Origin of the sequence: Streptomyces sp. NBC_01450, from assembly GCF_036227505.1 — a bacterium.
GTDB lineage: Bacteria > Actinomycetota > Actinomycetes > Streptomycetales > Streptomycetaceae > Streptomyces.
In genome coordinates, this window is the sequence record NZ_CP109480.1 from 9,804,324 (window position 1) to 9,824,543 (window position 20,220).

At 70.1% G+C, this 20,220-nt stretch carries 19 protein-coding genes; 12 read left to right on the forward strand and 7 right to left on the reverse strand.

What is annotated here, in order from left to right; all coding sequences use genetic code 11:
* Positions 1–173: 173 nt before the first annotated feature.
* Entirely contained in the window at positions 174–1,208 is a 1,035-nt protein-coding gene (locus tag OG568_RS43750; RefSeq protein WP_329535569.1) for a PHP domain-containing protein, read from the reverse strand.
* Between the two features lie 169 nt (positions 1,209–1,377).
* Here OG568_RS43750 and OG568_RS43755 point away from each other — a divergent pair, with 169 nt between their 5' ends.
* The 4 genes from OG568_RS43755 to OG568_RS43770 all read left to right on the forward strand — a co-directional run bounded on the left by OG568_RS43755 (position 1,378) and on the right by OG568_RS43770 (position 3,360).
* On the forward strand, positions 1,378–1,614 hold the full coding sequence (locus OG568_RS43755) for a hypothetical protein (protein ID WP_266417990.1): 237 nt from the start codon (positions 1,378–1,380) through the stop codon (positions 1,612–1,614).
* Positions 1,615–1,846: 232 nt separating this feature from the next.
* On the forward strand, positions 1,847–2,233 hold the full coding sequence (locus OG568_RS43760; RefSeq protein ID WP_329535570.1) for a hypothetical protein: 387 nt from the start codon (positions 1,847–1,849) through the stop codon (positions 2,231–2,233).
* Positions 2,234–2,236: 3 nt separating this feature from the next.
* Complete coding sequence (locus OG568_RS43765; RefSeq protein WP_329535571.1) at positions 2,237–2,986, forward strand: hypothetical protein; 750 nt, start codon at positions 2,237–2,239, stop codon at positions 2,984–2,986.
* Positions 2,983–3,360: a peptidase inhibitor family I36 protein gene (locus OG568_RS43770; RefSeq protein ID WP_385502288.1), complete on the forward strand. Its 378-nt coding sequence runs from the start codon at positions 2,983–2,985 to the stop codon at positions 3,358–3,360. Before OG568_RS43765 ends, OG568_RS43770 begins: the two co-directional genes overlap by 4 nt.
* 75 nt (positions 3,361–3,435) lie before the next feature.
* On the opposite strand, the gene OG568_RS43775 is transcribed toward OG568_RS43770, so the two are convergent.
* From OG568_RS43775 to OG568_RS43790, 4 genes are all read right to left on the reverse strand, one after another.
* On the reverse strand, positions 3,436–4,017 hold the full coding sequence (locus tag OG568_RS43775) for a VanZ family protein (RefSeq protein WP_329535572.1): 582 nt from the start codon (positions 4,015–4,017) through the stop codon (positions 3,436–3,438).
* 128 nt (positions 4,018–4,145) lie between these two features.
* Positions 4,146–4,808 (reverse strand): DUF4230 domain-containing protein, encoded by a 663-nt coding sequence (locus tag OG568_RS43780; protein ID WP_266579901.1) that lies wholly within the window; start codon positions 4,806–4,808, stop codon positions 4,146–4,148.
* Positions 4,809–4,992: 184 nt separating this feature from the next.
* Positions 4,993–6,498, reverse strand: coding sequence for an arabinosylfuranosidase ArfA (gene arfA, locus OG568_RS43785; RefSeq protein ID WP_329535573.1), 1,506 nt, complete (start codon positions 6,496–6,498; stop codon positions 4,993–4,995).
* A gap of 51 nt (positions 6,499–6,549) precedes the next feature.
* Complete coding sequence (locus OG568_RS43790) at positions 6,550–9,435, reverse strand: glycoside hydrolase family 2 TIM barrel-domain containing protein (protein WP_329535574.1); 2,886 nt, start codon at positions 9,433–9,435, stop codon at positions 6,550–6,552.
* Positions 9,436–9,760: 325 nt separating this feature from the next.
* Between OG568_RS43790 and OG568_RS43795 the strand changes: the two genes are divergently transcribed.
* From OG568_RS43795 to OG568_RS43830, 8 genes are all read left to right on the forward strand, one after another.
* Positions 9,761–11,086, forward strand: a complete 1,326-nt coding sequence (locus tag OG568_RS43795) for an ABC transporter substrate-binding protein (RefSeq protein WP_329535575.1) — start codon at positions 9,761–9,763, stop codon at positions 11,084–11,086.
* A complete protein-coding gene (locus OG568_RS43800) occupies positions 11,083–12,036 on the forward strand; it encodes a carbohydrate ABC transporter permease (protein ID WP_329535576.1) in 954 nt (317 codons plus the stop codon). Before OG568_RS43795 ends, OG568_RS43800 begins: the two co-directional genes overlap by 4 nt.
* Positions 12,033–12,980: a carbohydrate ABC transporter permease gene (locus OG568_RS43805; protein WP_434481680.1), complete on the forward strand. Its 948-nt coding sequence runs from the start codon at positions 12,033–12,035 to the stop codon at positions 12,978–12,980. Before OG568_RS43800 ends, OG568_RS43805 begins: the two co-directional genes overlap by 4 nt.
* Before the next feature lie 64 nt (positions 12,981–13,044).
* A complete protein-coding gene (locus OG568_RS43810; protein ID WP_329535577.1) occupies positions 13,045–13,944 on the forward strand; it encodes a 5-dehydro-4-deoxyglucarate dehydratase in 900 nt (299 codons plus the stop codon).
* The gene (locus OG568_RS43815) at positions 13,941–15,182 is read left to right on the forward strand and encodes a glucarate dehydratase family protein (RefSeq protein ID WP_329535578.1); all 1,242 of its coding nucleotides are present in this window, start codon (positions 13,941–13,943) and stop codon (positions 15,180–15,182) included. The genes OG568_RS43810 and OG568_RS43815 overlap by 4 nt, the downstream gene beginning before the upstream one ends.
* Positions 15,176–16,387, forward strand: a complete 1,212-nt coding sequence (locus OG568_RS43820) for a hypothetical protein (protein WP_329535579.1) — start codon at positions 15,176–15,178, stop codon at positions 16,385–16,387. The genes OG568_RS43815 and OG568_RS43820 overlap by 7 nt, the downstream gene beginning before the upstream one ends.
* A 230-nt stretch (positions 16,388–16,617) precedes the next feature.
* Positions 16,618–17,571 (forward strand): ribose-phosphate diphosphokinase, encoded by a 954-nt coding sequence (locus tag OG568_RS43825; RefSeq protein ID WP_266418006.1) that lies wholly within the window; start codon positions 16,618–16,620, stop codon positions 17,569–17,571.
* A gap of 276 nt (positions 17,572–17,847) precedes the next feature.
* Positions 17,848–19,077: a ricin-type beta-trefoil lectin domain protein gene (locus OG568_RS43830; RefSeq protein WP_329535580.1), complete on the forward strand. Its 1,230-nt coding sequence runs from the start codon at positions 17,848–17,850 to the stop codon at positions 19,075–19,077.
* A gap of 157 nt (positions 19,078–19,234) precedes the next feature.
* Here the strand turns inward: OG568_RS43830 and OG568_RS43835 are convergent, their stop codons facing one another.
* Both OG568_RS43835 and OG568_RS43840 read right to left on the reverse strand, forming a co-directional pair.
* Positions 19,235–19,615 (reverse strand): anti-sigma factor antagonist, encoded by a 381-nt coding sequence (locus OG568_RS43835; protein ID WP_266418008.1) that lies wholly within the window; start codon positions 19,613–19,615, stop codon positions 19,235–19,237.
* A 164-nt stretch (positions 19,616–19,779) separates the two neighbouring features.
* Positions 19,780–20,217 (reverse strand): MarR family winged helix-turn-helix transcriptional regulator, encoded by a 438-nt coding sequence (locus OG568_RS43840; RefSeq protein WP_266418010.1) that lies wholly within the window; start codon positions 20,215–20,217, stop codon positions 19,780–19,782.
* Positions 20,218–20,220: the final 3 nt, after the last annotated feature.

Sequence of the window (20,220 nt, forward strand, 5' to 3'; positions counted from 1 at the left end):
CTGTTCCATCCACACCCACGGTTGGTTCAACGGGGAACTACCGGTGGGTGTTCCCGCGTGACCAGGGAAGACGCGGTGACGTACGTCACCCGGGGGAGGCAGGGAAGCGGGCGGGTTCTCGCGGCGCCGTACGGGCCACACGGCCGGGCGTATGTACGTCAGGCGTACGCCCGTCAGGCGCGTGTCACACGGGTCGGCGTCGTCCGCTCCCGGGTCCAGGCCAGCAGTTCGGCCTCGCTCCAGGTGGTGATCACGCGCTCGGCGGGCACCCCGCACTCCTCGGCCCGCGCGCAGCCGTGGATCTGCCAGTCGAGTTGACCGGGGGCGTGCGCGTCGGTGTCGATCGAGAACAGCGCGCCCGCGTCGAGCGCCCGGCGCAGCAGTCGGCGCGGTGGGTCGAGACGTTCCGGGCGGCAGTTGATCTCGACGGCCGTACCCGACTCCGCGCAGGCGGCGAAGACCGCGTCGGCGTCGAACCGCGACTCGGGCCGCCGCTCGGAGAGCAGCCGGCCGGTGCAGTGCCCGAGCACGTCCGCGAGCGGATCGCGTACGGCGGTGACCATGCGGCGGGTCATGGACCTGGCGTCCATGCGCAGCCTGGAGTGCACCGACACCACCACGACGTCCAGCAGCTCCAGCAGCTCCGGCTCCTGGTCGAGCGATCCGTCGTCGAGGATGTCGCACTCGATTCCGGTGAGCAGCCGGAACGGAGCCCACTGGCGGTTCAGCTCCGCCACCACCGCCAACTGCTCGCGCAGTCGCTCGGGGGACAGGCCCCGCGCCACGGTCAGCCGCGGCGAGTGGTCGGTGAGCACCGCCCACTCGTGCCCGAGGTCCGCGGCGGTCCGGCCCATCCTCTCGATCGGGCTGCCGCCGTCCGACCAGTCGGAGTGCAGATGGCAGTCGCCGCGCAGCAGCGCCCGCAGCCGCTCGCCCCCCTCGGCAGGCGGTGTCGCGGCCTCCTGCTCCAGCTTCTCGAGGTAGTCGGGCACCTGACCGGCCGCCGCCTCGCGTACGACCTGTGCCGACCTCGGCCCGATGCCCTTCAGCGACTCCAGGGTCCCGGCGGCGACCCGCTTCCCGACCTCCCCGGCGGGCAGCCCGGCCAGCACGGCCTCGGCGGTGCGGAAGGCCCGTATGCGATAGGTGGGGGCCTGGGCGCGCTCCAGCAGGAACGCGATCCGGTCCAGGGCTTCGACGGGATCCATCGCCACCACCTTCCGTGAGCTCCCCGCGCCTTCAAGCCTTGCCGAGCCGCCGTCGGCCCGCACGACGGAGCGCCGCCCACCTGGCCACTCGCCTCGCCGCTCACCCCGGCGCGCTCACCTAGACGTGCTCTCCTCGGCCCGCTCGCGGGAATCGATCTACGCTCTAGACATGACCGAAATCTCGAGCCCCCACATCTCCTACCCGCGGGTCATGGTGTTCGGGGTGCAGCCGTGCGAACCGCCGTTCCGGATCGTGGAGATCGACGGGGAAATGGCCGGCGAGGCGAAGTCGATCACCGATGTCCTGACGATCGCCGGCGCCTACGGGATCCACATCCATGATCTCGACGACCCCGACGCGGTGCGCTGGGTGGGCGGCGGCAAGTTCACCTGGTCGCACCACTAGTACGGGGACAGCGGGACACGGGGACGGCGAGACAGCGGGACAGCGGCTCGGGGAGCGCGCGGACCTCGGGTTTCGCGCCGGTGCGAGCTGTCACGGGAGGAAGTGACCCCGCACCCCAGGAAAGATCACCGATGGGCGGGAACCCGGCATGGGCCGATTCCCGCGAGGGCACGGTTGATCTTGCCGGGTGATCACGACCGCCCCGGCGCCCCCTCTTCCTCCGGGAGTCGTCATGCCCCGTGGCCTCGCCGCGCCCGCCGCCGCCCTCCTCGCCTCGACCGGCCTGCTGGCCTCGACCGTCCTCCTCGTCGCCGTACCGGCGAGCGCGGCGACGTCCGGCGCGTCGCGTGCCGGAGACGTGTGCTTCTGGACCGCCGCCGGCCAGCACGGCTCGTCGTGGTGCTACACCCCACCGGGCTACACGGACGTCCCGGAGTTCCTGCACGACAAGGCCGCCTCCTTCCGGTCCAACGCCGACACCGCCGTGTACGCCATCGACTGGGGCCGCGGCACCTGCTACGCCCGGCTGATCCGGGCGCACGACCTGGCCGACAACTGGCCCTGGGGCGCCCGGCTCGACGGCGTCGCCGACACCACCATGGGCTGCGAGGTCGGCTGACCCGTGCGACACCTTCGCGCGCTCGCCGCCGCGCTCGCGCTGCTGGCGCTGACGGGGTGCGCCACGGCGACCGCGCAGCGGGCCGTGCCCCCGCTGCCCAGGACCGAGCGCGACCGAGGCGACCTCATCGACACCGCCCAGCAGGTGCTCGTCGACCGCTGTCTGGCCCGGCAGGGACTGACCCTCCAGCACGCCTCGGCTCCGCAGCACGGCAGCGCCTCGGACCCACGAGAGCGCAGCGCCTCGGACCCGCCGGACCGCCGGCTGCAGGGCGCCCTCTTCGGCCGCGGCCGCCCCGAACTCTCCGTCACCCTCGCCACCGGCTACACCGTCACCGCCCACACGGACGGCTGCCTGGCCGCCGCCGAGCGCGAACTCTACGGCGACCAGCGGCTCTGGTTCCGTACCCGGGTCGTGGTGAACAACCTTCGGGCCGAAGCCCAGCAGCGCATGAAGCGTGACCCCGACTACCGCGACGCGACCGCCCGCTGGACCCGCTGCGCCACCCCGGCGCACGGGACCCGCCCGGGCCGCCCCGACCCCGCCGTCTCCACCCGCTGCGCCCGCGAGAGCGGCCTCACCCGGGTGCGGGCGCGGCTGGAACCGGTGCTGCTGGCCCGGGTCCGCGCAGAGCGGCACGGACAACTGACCACCTACCGGCAGCTGCGCACCCGCGCACTGCGCCGCGCGGCGGACCTGTACGCCGAGCGGACCGTCCAGGTAACCCTGAAGAAAGGCAGTGACCCTTCGTGATCACCAAGCGCCTCGCCCTCTTTGCCGCCGCGGCCCTGCTCGCCCTCACCGGCGGCCTCGCCCTGGCCACCCCCTCCGGCGCGGCCGACTGCCCCAGCGGCAACTTCTGCGTCTGGGAGAACGCCAACTTCGACGGCCAGCGTGCCAACTGGTCGGGGGACGACGGGTGGTGGGAGAGCTGGATCGCCGACACCGACTCCTCCTGGGCCAACCACGGCATCGGGGGACCCGGAATCAAGGACCATGTGAAGGTCTACGAGAACGCCTGGCAGGGCGGCGCCATGACGATCTGTCTCGGACCGGGGGAGGAGGTCGGCTACAACGCCGTGGCGAACGACCGCGGTGACTCGCACACCTGGTCCATGGGCTGCTGAGAGGCCGACCCCGGCAGATCGACGCCGTCCGCCCGCGGTAGGGACCGCGGGCGGCCGGTCATGCCGTGCGGACCCTCACGCCTTCGGGGCCTCGCGCCGGTTGCGCCAACTCCTCCGACGGGGCTTGGGGTGCACCGCCCGGCCGATCCGCCGTCCCAGCAGCAGATAACCCACCAGTGCTCCGGACGTGTTCAGGATGACGTCGTCGATGTCGAAGGCGCGCCCGGTGATCAGCGTGCCCTGGACCAGCTCGACCAGCAGCATCACCACCGCGGTGAGCAGCAGCACGCGCAGGATTCCCCGAGCCTTGGGAATCAGCACGGGCACCAGCACACCGAAGGGCACACCGAGCAGGATGTTCCCGCCGATCTGCTTCACGGCGTCGCGCAGCGCCGGCTGGTCGAGATAGGCCCGCAGCGAACTGCCGGGGTGCAGATTGGTGTGGATCAACGCCTTCGACGCCGGTGACGGCTCCAGCGTCAGCCGGGCCAGCGCGACCGCGAACGCCACCATGGCCACGAAGGCCAGCAGCATCACGAGCAGCCGCACCGGCAACGGGAGCGCCTTGCGCTCCTGCGCGGGTACCGATGACCGTCGACCGGATTTCGCCGTACCGGTGGTGCGCAGGGTGCTTGAGAGTGACGCCGTACGGACCATTCGATTCTCCCGGTTTCAACTGCCCTCTAGATAAGGGCGGTTACCCGCAAAGCGTCCTTCGATGCGCGACGCGTCTGGGAGCCCTGGCGTCGCCGGGGATCCTGAGCGGCTGACCGCCGGAGCCCGGCTCAGGCGTCGTAGCTCACGGTCACCTCCTTGAAGCCGAGGGAGCGCAGCAGGCCGTCGAGCATGCCGGTGGTGTTCTCCTCGGCCCGCTTGGTGAGCTGGCTGTCCTTCGCCGCCGTGCCGATGTGCTTGACCGCGAGTTTCTGTACGGCCTGCTCGCTGCCCGGGTTGTCGGAGAAGAGGTCGCCGAGCCGGTCCAGCAGTCCACGCTGTTTGGAGACGGCGTACGAGCGGTCGGGGTCGAGTGCGGGCTTGCCGAGGAACGCGTGCGGCAGCCGCAGGGTGGCCGTGGTGCGGTCGGAGTTGACCGTCACGTCCTTCTTGGTGAGCGAACCGAGGTCGACGTACGCCTCGACCGTGCCGGCCCCCACGTACAGCGTGCGGGTGCCGCGGATCGCGTCGGGCAGGTACTTGGCATCCTTCTCCAGGTCCACCACCACCTGGAAGTTGCCCGAGGCGGCGTCGTAACGGCTCATGTCCTGGATCGACTCGAGGAGGGCTGGTCCGGAGCGGTCGTGCGTCTCGGTGCCGAACAGGTCACGCAGCCCCGGGAGAACGGCCAGTCGCAGTCCGGCGAACAGCACCACGAGCACCAGCACGACGGCAGTGATCACCTTGGCCCACGCGGGCATGCGCTTGGGCAGGCGCTTGATGGACGACGTCATTCGACGGTCCTCCTTCCTGCTGACCGAATGCCCCCCAAATCCACTACTAGGCCGCTCTGTTGGCGGATTCGTGTCATCGACGGGAGCGCGGGCGGGAGCGCGTCCACTCCGGCGGCACCGACCAGCGCACTTCGCCGTACGCCGACGGAGCACCGTGTCCGCCCGCCGTACCGCATCTGCCGCACTACATCAGCCGGATCATGTTCCAGGAGAGGGGTTCCAGGACGGTGGTCAGGGTGCCGTCGTCCTGGAGGGTGGCGCCCTGGACGGGGTGCGGGGTGACCCGTTCCTGGTCGTCCAGGGTGTTGCGGGCGTCGGGGTCGGCGTCGGCGATCGCGGTGTGCTCGACGACCGTCGTCAGTCCCAGGCGGTTCAGGGCGACTTCGAGCGGCAGGGGCTCGGTCTGGCTGCGGTTGACCGCGAAGACGGTGACCGAGCCGTCGTCGGCGCGTACGGCGGTGGCGTGCAGCAGGTCGACCTCGCCGTACTTCTTCGTCTCGTAGGTCGGCGACACCGCGCGGACGTCGAGGACCTCTCCGCGCCCGTACTTCGCCGCCTGTGAGAAGGGGTAGAACGTGGTCTGGCGCCAGGCGGGGCCGCCGGGTTCCGTCATGATCGGGGCGATGACGTTGACGAGCTGGGCGAGGCAGGCGACGGTCACCCGGTCCGCGTGCCGCAGCAGCGCGATGAGCAGGGAGCCGAAGACGACCGCGTCGGTGACGGTGTAGACGTCCTCCAGGATGCGGGGGGCCTCCTGCCAGTCCTCGACCGGATGCGGGTTCGGGCGGCTCTGGTACCAGACGTTCCACTCGTCGAAGGAGAGGTTGATCTTCTTCTTCGACTTCAGCCGGGCGCCCACGTGGTCGCAGGTCGCCACCACGTTCTCGATGAAGGACTCGGTGTCGACGGCGGAGGCGAGGAAGGAGTCGCGGTCGCCGTCGGTCTCCTCGTAGTAGGCGTGCAGGGAGATGTAGTCGACGAGGTCGTACGTCTCGGCCAGCACGGTCGCCTCCCACGCGGCGAACGTCTCCATGTCCTGTCCCGAGGATCCGCACGCGACGAGTTCGAGGTCCGGCTCGATCTGGCGCATCGCGCGGGCGGTCTCGGCGGCCAGCCGGCCGTACTCCTCGGCCGTCTTGTGGCCGGTCTGCCAGGGCCCGTCCATCTCGTTGCCCAGACACCACAGACCGATACCGAACGGCTCCTTGTCGCCGTGCGCCACCCGCAGGTCCGAACGGGCCGTCCCGCCGGGGTGGTTGGCGTACTCCTGGAGCTCCAGGGCCTCGGCGACCCCACGCGTGCCGAGGTTGACCGCCATCATCGGCTCGGCCTGCGGGCCGAGCTTCCGCAGGAACGCGATGTACTCCGACAGGCCGAAACGGTTCGACTCGGTCGAGCGCCAGGCCAGGTCGAGGCGGCGGGGCCGCTCCTCGACCGGGCCCACCGAGTCCTCCCAGTTGTAGGCGGAGACGAAGTTCCCGCCGGGGTAGCGGATGGTGGTGACGCCCAGTTCGCGGACCAGTTCCAGGACGTCCGTGCGGAGGCCTTCGGCGTCTGCGGAGGGGTGGCCGGGTTCGTGGATGCCGGTGTAGACGCAGCGGCCGAGGTGTTCGACGAAGGAGCCGAAGAGGCGGGGGTTGACCTCGCCGATGGTGAAGGCGGGGTCCAGGGCGAAACGGGCGGTACGCATCTTTACCTTCCGGAGGTTCGGTTGTGTCAGTCGTACATGGGCAGGAACTGGTCAGTGCTGCCCGGCGGCCGGTGACAGTCCCGCGAAGGTGACGGTGAACGAGGCCGGGGTGGCCCGCAGTTGGTAGGGGGCGAGGACCCCGGGGCCGCAGGAGGCGGTGCCGATGCCGTGCTGTGCCAGGTCGAGGTTGACATGGAGCACGTCGCTCGGGGTGAGGTCGGTGGGGTGGCGGGCGGATTCGAGCTGCTCGGTGGTCCACCGCCGGGCGGTGAGTGCGAAGACGGGGTCTCCCTCGACGCGCAGGCCCGCGCCCTCCGCATCGCGGAAGTCGGCCCAGCGTACGTCGCCGCGGCTGCCGTTCTCCTGCGGGAAGACGTAGGGGGTCTGGAGCTGGTCGACCGTCGCCACGTACCGCCCCACGCGGGCGGCGCGGCGGGTGTCCGCGTAGGACTCGCCGGGGCCGGTGCCGAACCACTCGACGGTGGCCAGCCGGGCGGGCAGGCCCATACGCACCCCGAGTCGGGGGAGCGGGCAGGGCCACTCGCCGTCCGGGGTGATGTCGACGGTGAGGGTGAGCCGGGTGCCGTCGCTGGTCCAGCGGTAGTCGGCGTACAGGCCGAAGAAGCCCGCCGGCGGGGCGACCCTGGTCCTGACGAGCACTGATGTCTCGTCCACGGTGAGGGAGTCGTGACGGTGTTGTACGCGGTCGAGCGCGTGGCGGCGCCACTGGGTGGCGACGGACTGGGCTTCGTCCGGACCCCGGTCGTTGTCCGTGGTGGCCCGCCACAGATCCAGGCGTGGTGCGGTGACCTCGAACCCGTGAAGGGTGCGCAGTGTGCCGCGTACGGGGTCGAACGTCGCCGGGCCCAGGGTGATCTGCGACCGGCCGGGTACGGGGGAGACGGACGCCCGCGCCTGCGGCCGGGCGGGGACGGCCGCGAGCGCCTGGCCCCAGGCGACCTCGTGCCCGGCGGACGCCCACGGAGTGTCGGCGGCGAGGACCGCCCGGACCGTCCACCAGGCTTCCGCCGAGGCTTCCGGCGCTGCCGGGAGGGGGATCTCGGCCGACTCGCCGGGCCGCAGCGGCGGAACCGGTAGGGCGCCCTCCGCCACCGGGCGCCCCTCGACCGCGTAGGACCAGGTGAAGGCCAGCTGGGACAGGTCGGCGACGTCGTACTTGTTGGCGATGCGGACGGTGACCGCGGCGGTGTCGACCTCGATGCCGACCGGCTCGATGACCTTCTTGTACTCCAGCAGTCCCGGCGAGGGGCTCCGGTCGGGGAAGAGCAGGCCGTCGGCGCAGAAGTTTCCGTCGTGCAGGGTCTCGCCGAAATCGCCTCCGTAGGCGAAGAACTCCCGGCCCTCGGCGTCTTGGGTGCGCAGCCCGTGGTCGATCCACTCCCACACGAAGCCGCCCTGCAGCCGCTCGTACGTCTCGAAGAGCCGCTGGTACTCGGTGAGGCCCCCGGGGCCGTTGCCCATGGCATGCGCGTACTCGCACTGGATGAACGGCATGGCGCGCCGGCGGGCGTCGAGTTCGGGGTCGTCGAGGGGCTTCTCCTCCCGGCGGCCGATCAGTTCGACCTCCTCGTGCGAGGCGTACATCCGGCTGTAGACGTCGACGTACGCGCAGCTCCAGTCGCCCTCGTAGTGGATGAGGCGCCGCGGGTCGCGGGCCCGGATCCACTCGGACATGGCGGCCAGGTTGCGGCCGGTGCCGGATTCGTTGCCCAGGGACCACATGATGACGCTCGGGTGGTTCTTGTCCCGCTCGACCATCCGGGCGGCCCGGTCGACGAGGGCCTCCTCCCAGCGTGGGTCGTCGGCGGGGTTGCCGCGCCAGTCGTCGCCGCCGAAGCCGTGCGTCTCCAGGTCGGCCTCGTCGATCACCCAGAGGCCGAACTCGTCGCACAGGTCGAGGAAGTCGGGGTGCGGCGGGTAGTGGCTGGCGCGTACGGCGTTGATGTTGTGCTGCTTCATCAACAGCACGTCCTCGCGCATGGTGGAGTACGGGAGGGCGCGGCCGTGGTCGGGGTGGAACTCGTGGCGGTTGACGCCGCGCAGCAGGATCGGATTTCCGTTGACCTTGATCACGCCGTCCTCGACGGCGACGGTGCGGAAGCCGACCCGGAACGGGACGCGTTCGGCGTCGGTGGCCAGCACGGCGTCGTAGAGCCGGGGCACCTCGGCGGACCAGGGCTCCACGGGGAGGGTCGCGCTTTGACCGGTCGCGAGGTCGATGCCGAGTTCGGGGACGGTGATCCGGCCGCCCGGTGTGGCGTCCACGCGAAGCGTGCCCTCGCCGGTGACGTGGTCGAAGCCGGCGTGGACGAAGAAGTCGCGGACCGCGCCCATGGGGCGGTGGACGAGCTCCACGTCGCGGAAGATGCCGGCCAGCCACCACATGTCCTGGTCCTCGACATAGCTGCCGGACGACCACTGGTGGACGCGTACGGACAGGACGTTGCCGTGCCGTAGCAGGTGAGGGCCGGTGTCGAACTCGTGCGGCAGCCGACTTCCCTTGGCGGTGCCGAGCTCGTGGCCGTTGAGCCGGACCCGGTAGCAGGACTCCACGCCCTCGAAGCGCAGTAGGGACGCGCCGTCCTCGGGCCAGGAGACGGGCAGGTCGAAGGTGAGCCGGTAGTCGCCCGTGGGGTTGTCCGTGGGGACGCGGGGGGCGTCCACCGGGAAGGGGTAGCGGATGTTCGTGTACTGGGGCGAGCCGTGGCCGTGCAGAGCCCAGTGGGCGGGCACGGGGAGCACGTCCCACGACGGGTTCGGCGCCGCTTCGGCGGCGTCGGCCGCGGCGACGGACGGCGAGAGACGGAACTGCCAGTCGCCGTTCAGGGACAGCCGGTCCGCGTCGGAGCCGAACGCCGCGCGTGGCGTGAGTGCTCCGGCACCCGGCGCGAAGTCCTCGTAGTACGGCGCGGTCATCGTTCTCCTCGGGTGTTGCTCGACATTCGTGTTCCTGAACTGCGGAAGAGATCTCAGCGCTCTCGTGGGCGACTTTAGGCCACTGCGACGCGAGCCGACGGCGGGGTCTCCGTGCCGCTCGGTGGGCCTTCTGCCGCCAGTCCGTCGACAGGGGAAGGCGCAGTTCACATGCTGGACAGGGGTGCGCGAGGGCCGTCCGGCACCACATTGAACAGGATGATTCAGAGATCAACAAGGAGGTTGACAGCGGCCTGATCCGTTCCTACTGTCCGCATAGTGTTTCGAGTATGTAACCGGAATTCATCTATCTGAACCGATGGTGGACATGTTTAGACGCTCAGCCCGCCCCGCACAGTTCATGGCCCTGGCCTCGGTGGCGGTCGCCGGCTGCCTCTTGGCCGGCTGCTCCAGCAGCGGCGGCGGCAGCGCCAGTTCCTCGGGCGCCCTTGAGGTGTGGACCCGCAGTGACGCGGTGGACGCGAAGGCCTACACGAAGATCTTCGCCGCGTTCACCAAGAAGACCGGCATCAAGGTCGACTACAAGCCCGTCGTCGACTTCGACAAGCTGCTCCAGCAGCGGGCGGCCAGCAAGAACCTGCCGGACGTCACCGTCAACGACATGGGCAGCCTGGGGAACTACGAGTCCCAGGGCCTGCTGCAGGAGGTCGACAAGAGCTCGATCACCGGCGGCTCCGACCTCACCGAGAAGTCCTGGGACGGCGCCAAGGGCATCGACGGCAAGTACTACGGCATCCCCTTCTCCGCACAGGCGCAGGGCATGTACATCCGCAAGGACTGGCTGGCCAAGGTCGGCAAGAAGGCCCCCACCACCTGGGCCGAACTGCTCGACGTCGCCAAGGCGTTCACCACCAAGGACCCCGACGGCGACGGCAAGGCCGACACCTACGGCATCCTCTCCCCGGGCTCCACCACCAACGGCTACCTCGGCTGGTGGACCTCCAACTTCGTGTTCCAGGCCGGCGGCGAGTTCGTCGCCCCGACCAACGACGGCAAGTACGAGGCCAAGGCCGACTCCGACGCCACCGTCACCGGAGTGAAGTACGTCGAGGACATGTACTGCCACAGCAAGGTCGTACAGCCCGGCGCCCTCACCATGACCACCGGTGACTCCTACCCCTTCTTCGACCAGGGCAAGGTCGGCATCGTCCTCACCGGCCCCTACCAGTTCCCGCGCTTCGACGCGACGCCGGGCAAGGACAAGTACGAGGTCATTCCCGTCCCCAAGGGCCCCGCGGGCAACACCGTGCTCGCCGAGGGCGAGAACGTCTACCTGATGGCCGGTTCCAAGAAGACCGACCAGCAGAAGAAGCTGGCCGCTTACCTCATCTCGCCCGAGGCGCAGAAGATCGGCATGACCGCCCCCGGCGCGCCCGTCGTCCGGCTCTCCGTCAACAAGACGGTCGACAACAGCGCGGTGTACAAGGACGACCGCTGGAAGCCGTTCGAGGACGCCTACAACAACAGCTCCAAGCCGTTCCCGTCCGCGATCAACTACCAGCCGATCCGGCAGGACACCGCTGACGCGCTCAACAAGCTGTTCGCGAACTGCGGCACCGACGTCAAGGGTGCGATGACCACGCTCAACAGCACCCTGCAGCAAGAGCTGAAGTCCCAAGGGGCAGCCAAGTGACCCTGACCCAGGGGCACCCGGGCGCGACGGCGCAACCCGCCGCCGCGCCCGCGCGGGAGCGGCGGACCCCCCGGGGCCGCCGCCTCGGCGAGGGTCTGGTCCCGTGGCTGTTCATCGCCCCCGCACTGCTGCTCTTCACCGTCTTCAAGTACCTGCCGATGTTCGACGGGGTCCGCCTCAGCCTCTATGAGGTGCGCCCCTTCCTCGGCAACCTGTGGGTCGGACTCGACAACTACCGCGTCGTGTTCAGCGACGATCGGTTCCGCGCCGCCCTCGGCCACACCCTGCTGCTCGCCGTCGGCGGCACCATCGGCTCGGTGATCGTCGGATTCCTGCTCGCCCTGCTGCTGGAGGGCACCGCGCGGTCGCTGTGGTTCCTGCGCACCGCGGTCTTCCTCCCCGTCATCACGGCCACCGCCGTGGTCGGCGAGATCTGGCGGCTGCTCTACTACCCGACCGGCGACGGCTTCGTGAACACCGTGCTCAGCTTCCTGGGCATCGGTCCCCTGCACTTCCTCGACACCACGGGCAGCGCCATCTGGTCGGTCATGGCCGTCAGTATCTGGAGCGGCGGTCCGTACAACATGGTGATCGTGCTCGCCGGTCTCACCCAGGTGGACCGCGGACTCTACGAGGCAGCCGCGCTGGACGGCGCCACCACCTGGCAGCGCCTGCGCTACGTCACCCTCCCCGCGCTGCGCCCCGCCATAGCGATCCTGCTGACGCTCGCGGCGATCCGGAGCTTCCGCACGTTCACCGAGGTGTACGTCCTCACCGGCGGCGGGCCCGCCGGATCCACCGACGTGTGGATGACCCGGGTCTACGACCTCGGGTTCAACCGTAACGAGATCGGCGTGGCCTCCGCCGCCGCCACCGTGCTGTTCCTGGTCACGGTGGCCCTGACGGCGTCGATCCAGTGGTACCAGCGCCGGAAGGAGGCACAGCTGTGACCGCTCTCGACAAGCGGACCGGCACCAAGCAGCCCGCGACAGCCGCACGATCCGGCGGCCGCAGAAAGGGTGTCGGGGTCTCGCAGAGCGTGGAGACCGCACTCGGCTGGCGTACCGGAAGCAACCACATCGTCAGCATGGCGCTGCGCGGCGTGCTCAGCCTGGTCGCGCTGCTGCTCTTCGCCGGCCCGCTGATCGTGCTGTTCTCCGGGGCCTTCGACAAGAACCCGGACCCCACCAAGCTGTCGCTCATCCCCAACTCGCCCACCCTCTCCAACTTCACGCTCGCGGGAGAGCGCGGCGTCTGGCACTACCTCGGCAACTCGCTGGTCATCGCGGGCGGCGGACTGCTGCTCCAGGTGTCGGTCAGCGTCTTCGCCGCCTACGCCCTCGCCCGCAAGCGGTTCCGGGGACGCGCGATCATCTCCATGCTGTTCCTGATCACGATGATGCTCCCGGAGGAGGTCATCGCCATCCCGCTGTCGCTGATCATCGGCGACATCCCGGTGCTGCACATCAGCCTCAAGGGCACCCTGGTCGGCATGATCCTGCCGCTCGGGGCCTGGGGCTTCTCCATCTTCGTGATGACCGAGTTCATGCGGGAGCTCCCGATCGAACTGGAGGAGGCCGCCCGGATCGACGGCGCGGGCGAGATGCGGATCTTCGCACAGATCATCCTGCCGCTGTGCCGCCCGGCACTCGGTGTGATCACCGTCTTCGGCTTCATCATGATCTGGGACCAGTACCTGCTGCCGCTGATCGTCGCCAACGACCCGTCGGACTACCCCCTGTCGGTCGCCCTGTCGACCCTCCGCAGCGACACCACCGGCCCCGGCCTCGTCCTGGCCGGCGCCCTGCTCGCCCTGGTGCCGAGCCTGGTGGTCTATCTGCTGCTCCAGAAGTCGCTGATCAGTGGCATGACCGCTGGAGCGCTCAAGGGCTGATGCCCTTCCTCCGCACTGCCCGTACCGCGCTTCCTCACTCCTCACCTCAGTTGAAAGGCCCCGCATGCGACTCGCAGGAGTCCTGTTCTTCCCCGTCACCCCCTTCGCCGCGGACGGGGCGGTGGACGAGGCGGCTCTGACCACGCACATCAAGCAGGGGCTGGACGCCGGCCCCGGCGGAGTCTTCGCCGCCTGCGGCACCGGTGAGTTCCACGCCCTGGACCCGCTGGAGGCCGAGCAGGTCGTACGCACCGCTGTCCAGGTCACCGACGGCCGGGTGCCGGTCTTCGCGGGCGCCGGCGGACCGCTGCCGCTGGCCAAGGAGTACGTCCGCGCCGCCGAACGAGCCGACGCGGACGGGGTGTTGCTGCTGCCCCCGTATCTGGTGAAGTTCCCGGTCGACGGTCTGGTGCGGTACGTCGAGGAGATCGCCGCCGAGAGCTCGCTGCCCGTGATCGTCTATCAGCGGGGGAACGCCGTCTTCACCCCCGAGGCCGCTGCCCGGATCGCCGCGCTCCCGGGCGTCGTCGGCTTCAAGGACGGCACCGGCGACCTCGACCTGATGCAGCGGATCGTGCTCACCGTGCGCGCCGCCGTCGGCGAGGACTTCCAGTTCTTCAACGGCATGCCCACCGCCGAGATGACCGTGCCCGCCTACCGGGCCGTGGGAGTGGACCTCTGGTCCTCCGCCGTGTTCTGCTTCGCCCCCGAGATCTCGCTCGCCTTCCACCGCGCGGTCAGCGAGGGCGACACCGCCACCGTGGACCGGCTGCTCTCCGGGTTCTTCCAGCCGCTGGTCGAACTGCGTCACAAGGCGCCGGGGTACGCGGTCTCCTTGGTGAAGGCCGCCGTGCGGCTCGGCGGCCTGGAGGTCGGCGGAGTCCGTCCGCCACTGGTCGACCCGGCCCCGGAGCACCTTGAGCAGCTGCGGCAGATCATCACCGCTGGAAAGGAACTGGTGTGAGCGACGTGCGTATCAAGGACCTGGTGGTCACCCCGATCGCCTTTCGTGACCCCCCGCTGCTCAATGCGGACGGCGTGCACGAACCCTGGGCGCTGCGCTCCGTCATCCAGCTGGTCACCGAGGACGGCGTGATCGGACTCGGCGAGAGCTTCGGCGACGCCGTCCACCTGGAGCGGCTGGCCGCCCTGCGCCCGCATCTGGTCGGCACCAGCGTGTACGCCCTGGGCGAGCTGTACATCAAGGCCGCCGAGCTGTTCGACTACACCGGGGGCAGCATCAGCTCCTTCGACCTCGGCCGGGTGCACTCCGCCGTCGAGGTGGCCTGCCTGGACGTCCAGGGCAAGCTGGCCGGCCGTCCGGTGAGCGACCTGCTCGGCGGGGCGGTCCGCGAGGCCGTCCCGTTCAGCGCCTACCTCTTCTACAAGTGGGCCGGACACCCCGGAGCCGAGCCCGACGAATGGGGCGCGGCCCTCGACCCGCAGGGCGTGGTCGACCAGGCCCGCCGGATGATCGACCGCTACGGGTTCGAGTCCATCAAACTCAAGGGCGGCGTCTTCCCGCCGGACCAGGAGATCGCGGCCATCCGCGCACTCCGGGAGGCCTTCCCGGACCATCCGCTGCGGCTGGACCCCAACGTCGCCTGGACCGTGGAGACCTCGCTGCAGGTCGCCGAGGAGCTCGACGGCGTCGTCGAGTACCTGGAGGACCCGGTCCGGGGCATCCCCGCCATGGCCGAGGTCGCGGCCAAGGCCCCGATGCCGCTGGCCACCAACATGTGCGTGGTCGCCTTCAACCAGATTCCGCCCTCCGTGGCACACGGCGCGGTCCAGGTGATCCTGGGCGACCACCATTACTGGGGCGGCCTCACCAGGACCCGGCACCTCGGGACCATCTGCGAGACCTTCGGCATCGGCATGTCGATGCACTCCAACTCGCATCTGGGCATCAGCCTCGCGGCCATGACCCACCTCGCCGCGGCCACGCCCAACCTGACGTACGCGTGCGACACCCACTACCCGTGGAGTGCGCAGGACGACGTGGTGGTGCCGGGCGCACTGGAGTTCACCGAGGGCAGCCTCCGGGTGCCCACCGGTCCCGGGCTCGGCGTCGAACTCGACCAGGAGGTGCTCGGCAGGCTGCACGAGAACTACCTCACCTGCGGGCTGCGGCGCCGGGACGACACCGGGTACATGCGGCGGGTGAACCCGGACTTCGTGGCCGAGCTGCCGCGATGGTGACCGCGACCGCCTACCTCTACCCGTGGGACGTGGTGGGCGACCCCGCCGCCGCCGAGCGCGTGGCGGCCCTGGGCGTTGACTCCGTGGCGCTGGCGGCCGCGTACCACTCGGTACGGGCCGCCACGCCCTTCCACCCGCGGCACCGCATGGTCGACGCCTACCACGCCGCGCTGTACCTTCCGGTGCGCGAGAAGGTCTGGGCGGGGGCCCGGTTGGTCCCCGGCACACCCGGCTGGATGACACGGGACGACTCGTTCACCGCCGCCCGGGACGCTCTGCGCGCCGTCGGCCTCCCCGTACACGCGTGGACGGTGCTCACCCACAACACCCGGCTGGGCCGCGCCCACCCCGAGCTGTCCGTGCACAACGCCTTCGGCGACCGCTATCCGTACGCGCTGTGTCCGGCGTCGGCCCAGGTGCGGGAGTACTGCGCCACCCTGGTCGGCGAGATCCTCGACCAGGGGCGCCCCGACGGTCTGGTGCTCGAGGCGTGCGGCCCCCTGGGCCTCGGCCACGGCGGCCACCATGAGAAGACCGACGGCGCCGACTGGGACGCCGCCCGCGACCGGCTCCTGTCACTGTGCTTCTGCGTGGCCTGCCTGGGCCGCTACCGGGACGCGGGACTCGACGCCGACCGGCTGCGTGACCAGGTCAGGGCAGCCGTGGACGGCGGGGCGAGTGCCGCCGTGGACGCGCAGACCATGGCGGCGGTCGCCGGGGTACGCACCCGGCTGGCGGCCGACCTGCGACGTGCCGTGCTCGACGCCCGCGCCTCGCGTCCGACGGTCACGGTCGCGCTGCACGCGAGCGCGGACCCCTGGGCCACCGGGCCCTTCGCCACCCTGGTCGCCGGCACCGGCCCGGACCCGGAGCTCGACGTGCTGGTCGCCTCCGCGTGGACCGGCGCCCGGCAGGGTGTGGCCAACCTTGCCGCGCTGCGGGACCTCGCCGGGCCTGCCGCGCGGCTCGGGGCCTATCTTCCCGTCCTGCCCCCCAGGCCCGGGGACGCGCGGGCCCTGGCCGACGAATGGGCCGCCTGCCTCGACGCCGGCGCGGACGAGCTGCACCTTTACCATGCGGGCCTGGCGTCGCGGGCCCGCTTGACCGCCGCGGGTGAGGCGCTGAGCGCGGTCCGGGCCGCACCGCGCGACCCCGCCCGCGCGGCAGCGGAATCGAGGATGCCGTCACCGTCATCGAGCACGTAGTCGTACGGCGCGGCGATGGCGGTGGTGCCCCTGTTCGGGTCGATGGCGTTGAAGTCGGGGCCGCCACCCTGTCGGTCGCCGAGTACGACGCCATCAGCGCCCACGAACGCCGGACGGACCGAGTTTCCCCCGGTGGGAGTACCCGGCCAGGCCCAGTAGCATGAAGCACGCATCCCGGGTCGATCATGCCGACCGGCGGCGCACCCGGATCGATCTTGCGAGGAGCGGTCGTGCGTGACATCGCCGTGTTCAGCGGTAGTGCCCATCCCGAGCTGGCGGCAGAGGTCTGCGCCCATCTCGGTGTGCCCCTCAGCCCGACCCGGGTCAGCCGGTTCGCCAACGACTGCCTGGAGGTCCAGCTCCAGGCCAACTGTCGCGAGCGCGATGTGTTCCTCGTGCAGCCGCTGGTCACCCCCGTGCAGGAACACCTCGTCGAACTGTTGATGATGTGCGACGCGGCGCGTGGTGCCTCGGCCGGTCGGATCACCGTGGTCATGCCCCACTATTCGTACGCACGTTCAGACAAGAAGGACATGCCGCGGATCTCCATGGGCGGACGGCTGGTCGCCGACCTGCTGGTGGCGGCCGGAGCCAGCCGGGTGCTGGCGATGACACTGCACTCCCCGCAGGTCCACGGGTTCTTCTCGGTGCCGGTCGACCATCTGCACGCCCTGCGGGAGCTCGCCGCGCACTTCCGCGGCCACGATCTGTCGCGTACGACCGTGGTGTCGCCGGACCTGGGAAACGCCAAGGAGGCCGCCGCCTTCGCACGGCTGATCGGCGCCCAGGTGGCCGCCGGTGCCAAGCAGCGGTTCGCCGACGACCGGGTCAGCATCAGCTCGGTCATCGGTGAGATCACCGGGCGCGATGTCATCGTCCTCGACGACGAGATCGCCAAGGGCAGCACGGTCCTCGAACTCCTTGAGCGGCTGCGTGAGTTGGGCCCTCGCTCCATCCGGGTCGCCTGCACCCACGGACTGTTCGCGGCGGGCGCGCTCAAGCGGCTCAGCGAGCAGGAGGACGTCCTGGAGATCGTGTGCACCAACACCGTGCCGGTGCCGGACGAGGAGCACACCGAGAAGCTGCGGATCCTGTCCATCGCCCCGGCGCTCGCCGAGGCCGTGCGGCGCATTCACAACGGTGAGTCCGTCAGCGCCCTGTTCGACGCGCCCCCGAGTGAATAGACGGTTCGCCATGGAGGCCTGACCCGGCGTTCGGGTCCGCACATGGTTTCCGCGACACGAAAGCCATGCCCGTTGTAGGTGAATTGCGAAGGTATGCCTCAAAGGGATCGCCGCTAGCGGACATTGGTGGCGTCGAATGCGCCACGCCGCCTCTCACGTCCCCAACTCCTGGTCTGTACTAGGCTATTGACGCCCCCTTACCTCACTTCTTAAATCAAGGGGCGCGCACTCACCCCCCACCTCGCTCGGCGCACGCGTGCGTCGGAAGGGAGAGCCGTGGTCTCACCACGATCGCTCCGCAGATGTCTCTTCGCCGCCCTCTCCGCCATGCTGGTCGCGACCGTCGCGATCGGCCCGGCAAAGGCGGACGCCCCGAGTGCCGGGGCCGCAGCCGTGACGTTCTCCGACACCTTCGACGGGGCCGCCGGATCGGCCGTCGACTCCTCGAAGTGGCAGATCGAGACCGGCGACAACGTCAACAACCACGAGCGGCAGTACTACACCTCGGGCAACAAGAACGCGGCCCTGGACGGTCAGGGTCATCTGGTCATCACGGCCCGCAAGGAGAACCCGTCCAACTACCAGTGCTGGTACGGCACTTGCCAGTACACGTCGGCCCGTCTGAACACGTCCGGGAAGTTCTCCGCGCAGTACGGGCACGTCGAGGCCCGGATGAAGATCCCGCGCGGGCAGGGCATGTGGCCCGCGTTCTGGATGCTCGGCACACCGGTCAACTGGCCGGCCTCGGGCGAGATCGACGTCATGGAGAACGTCGGCTACGAGCCCTCCACGATCCACGGCACGATCCACGGCCCGGGCTACTCCGGCTCGGGCGGCATAGGCGCGGCCTACTCCCTGCCCAACGGCCAGGCCTTCGCCGACGCCTTCCACACCTTCGCCGTGGACTGGGCCCCCGACTCGATCACCTGGTCGGTGGACGGGACCGTCTACCAGCGGCGCACACCCGCCGATCTGGGCGGGAACACCTGGGTGTTCAACAAGCCGTTCTTCCTGATCCTGAACCTGGCGGTGGGTGGCGACTGGCCGGGCGACCCGAACAGCTCCACCGCCTTCCCGCAGCAACTGGTGGTGGACTCGGTGTCGGTGACCACCGGTGACACGGCCGCCGGCGTCGCGATCAAGGGGCTTGCCGGGAAGTGCGTGGACGTCGCCGCGGCGAACTCCGCCAACGGCACCCCCGTACAGCTCTACGACTGCAATGGCAGCGCCGCCCAGCAGTGGACGGTCGGCTCGGACGGGACGATCCGCGCGCTCGGCAAGTGCCTCGACATCACCGACAACGGGACGGCGGACGGTTCGACGGTCCAGTTGTGGGACTGCGGGGGCGGAGCGAACCAGAAGTGGGTCGTCTCCTCGGCGAACGACATCGTGAACCCGCAGGCGAACAAGTGCCTGGACGTGACGGGCGCCAACTCGGCCAACGGCACCCGGCTGCAGATCTATACCTGCAACGGCACCGCCGCCCAGAAGTGGACGGTCGGCTGAGCCGCAGGCCCTGAGTCTGCCCGGCGGGGCAGGCCGCAGGAAACGGGCGGTGCCTCATCGGCACCGGTGAGGCCTCCAGGATCGCCGTCCTGGAGGCCTTCGCATGCCTGGCCCCGACTCGCGGCAGTCGTCCCCGTCGCAGCAGGTCGGTCGGGAGTCATAACGTGCCCGACGTGGCCTCCGGCTGTCCCAGCGCCGCGTCCAGCGATGCCGAGGGCGGCAGGAGTCGGGCCAGGCCGGTCACCTTGAGGACGCGCAGCGTCAGTGGCCGGGTGCAGACCAGGTGCAGCCGGCCGCCCCGGTCGAGAACGCGGCTTCTGGCGCGGTACAGCAGGCGCAGCCCGGAGCAGTCGAAGAAGTCGACGGGCCGCAGGTCGATCACGATCTGCGGCTCCGGGTGCCCCGTCAGGGCGTCCAGGTGCGGAGTGATCTCCAGCGCCGCGACGATGTCGATCTCCCCGCGGAACTCCAGCACCGTGTGACCCCGTTCCCGGCGGACGCGTAGATGCCGGGTGGGCGGTGCGGGGTCGTGCGTCACGGCGACATCGCCTCCAACCGGCTGCTGGCCCACTCCTGGTGGCAGGGCCCGCAAAACCGTTCCCTGCTCTGCAAGTTACCCTCGATGGAGTGAATTTCAGCATGTTCGATTGACATATGTCTGCGATTTGGGCGGCGAGTTGTCTCCCGAATCGGCCGCGCGGGTCACGACAGTGCGTGCCACGCCTTGGACAGCGCCTGGCGGAACTGGTCCGTCTGGTGCGCGGTGAGGTCGCGGACCATGCGTTCCTCCAGCTCGCGCACCGCGTCGGTGAATCGTGCCAGCAGCTCGCGCCCCTCGTCGGTGAGCAGGATCAGCAGCTCGCGCCGGTTGTGCGGATTGCGCTCGCGGCGGATCAGTCCGCGGTTCTCCAGTGAGCGCACCAGGTCGGCCATCGACTGCGCGGTCACGAAGGAGTCCCGGGCGAGCTGTGCCGCCGAGAGGCCGTCGTGTCGTTCCAGCACGGTGAGCGAGGTGTACTGCAGTGCGGTGATCCCCGCCGGCTTCACCAGCTCGTCGAGGTGGGAGCGTACGACGAGCTCCACCTGCTTGACCATGTAGAGCAGGGACGGAGGTGCCTTCGTTACCTGGGTGCCGACCATGGG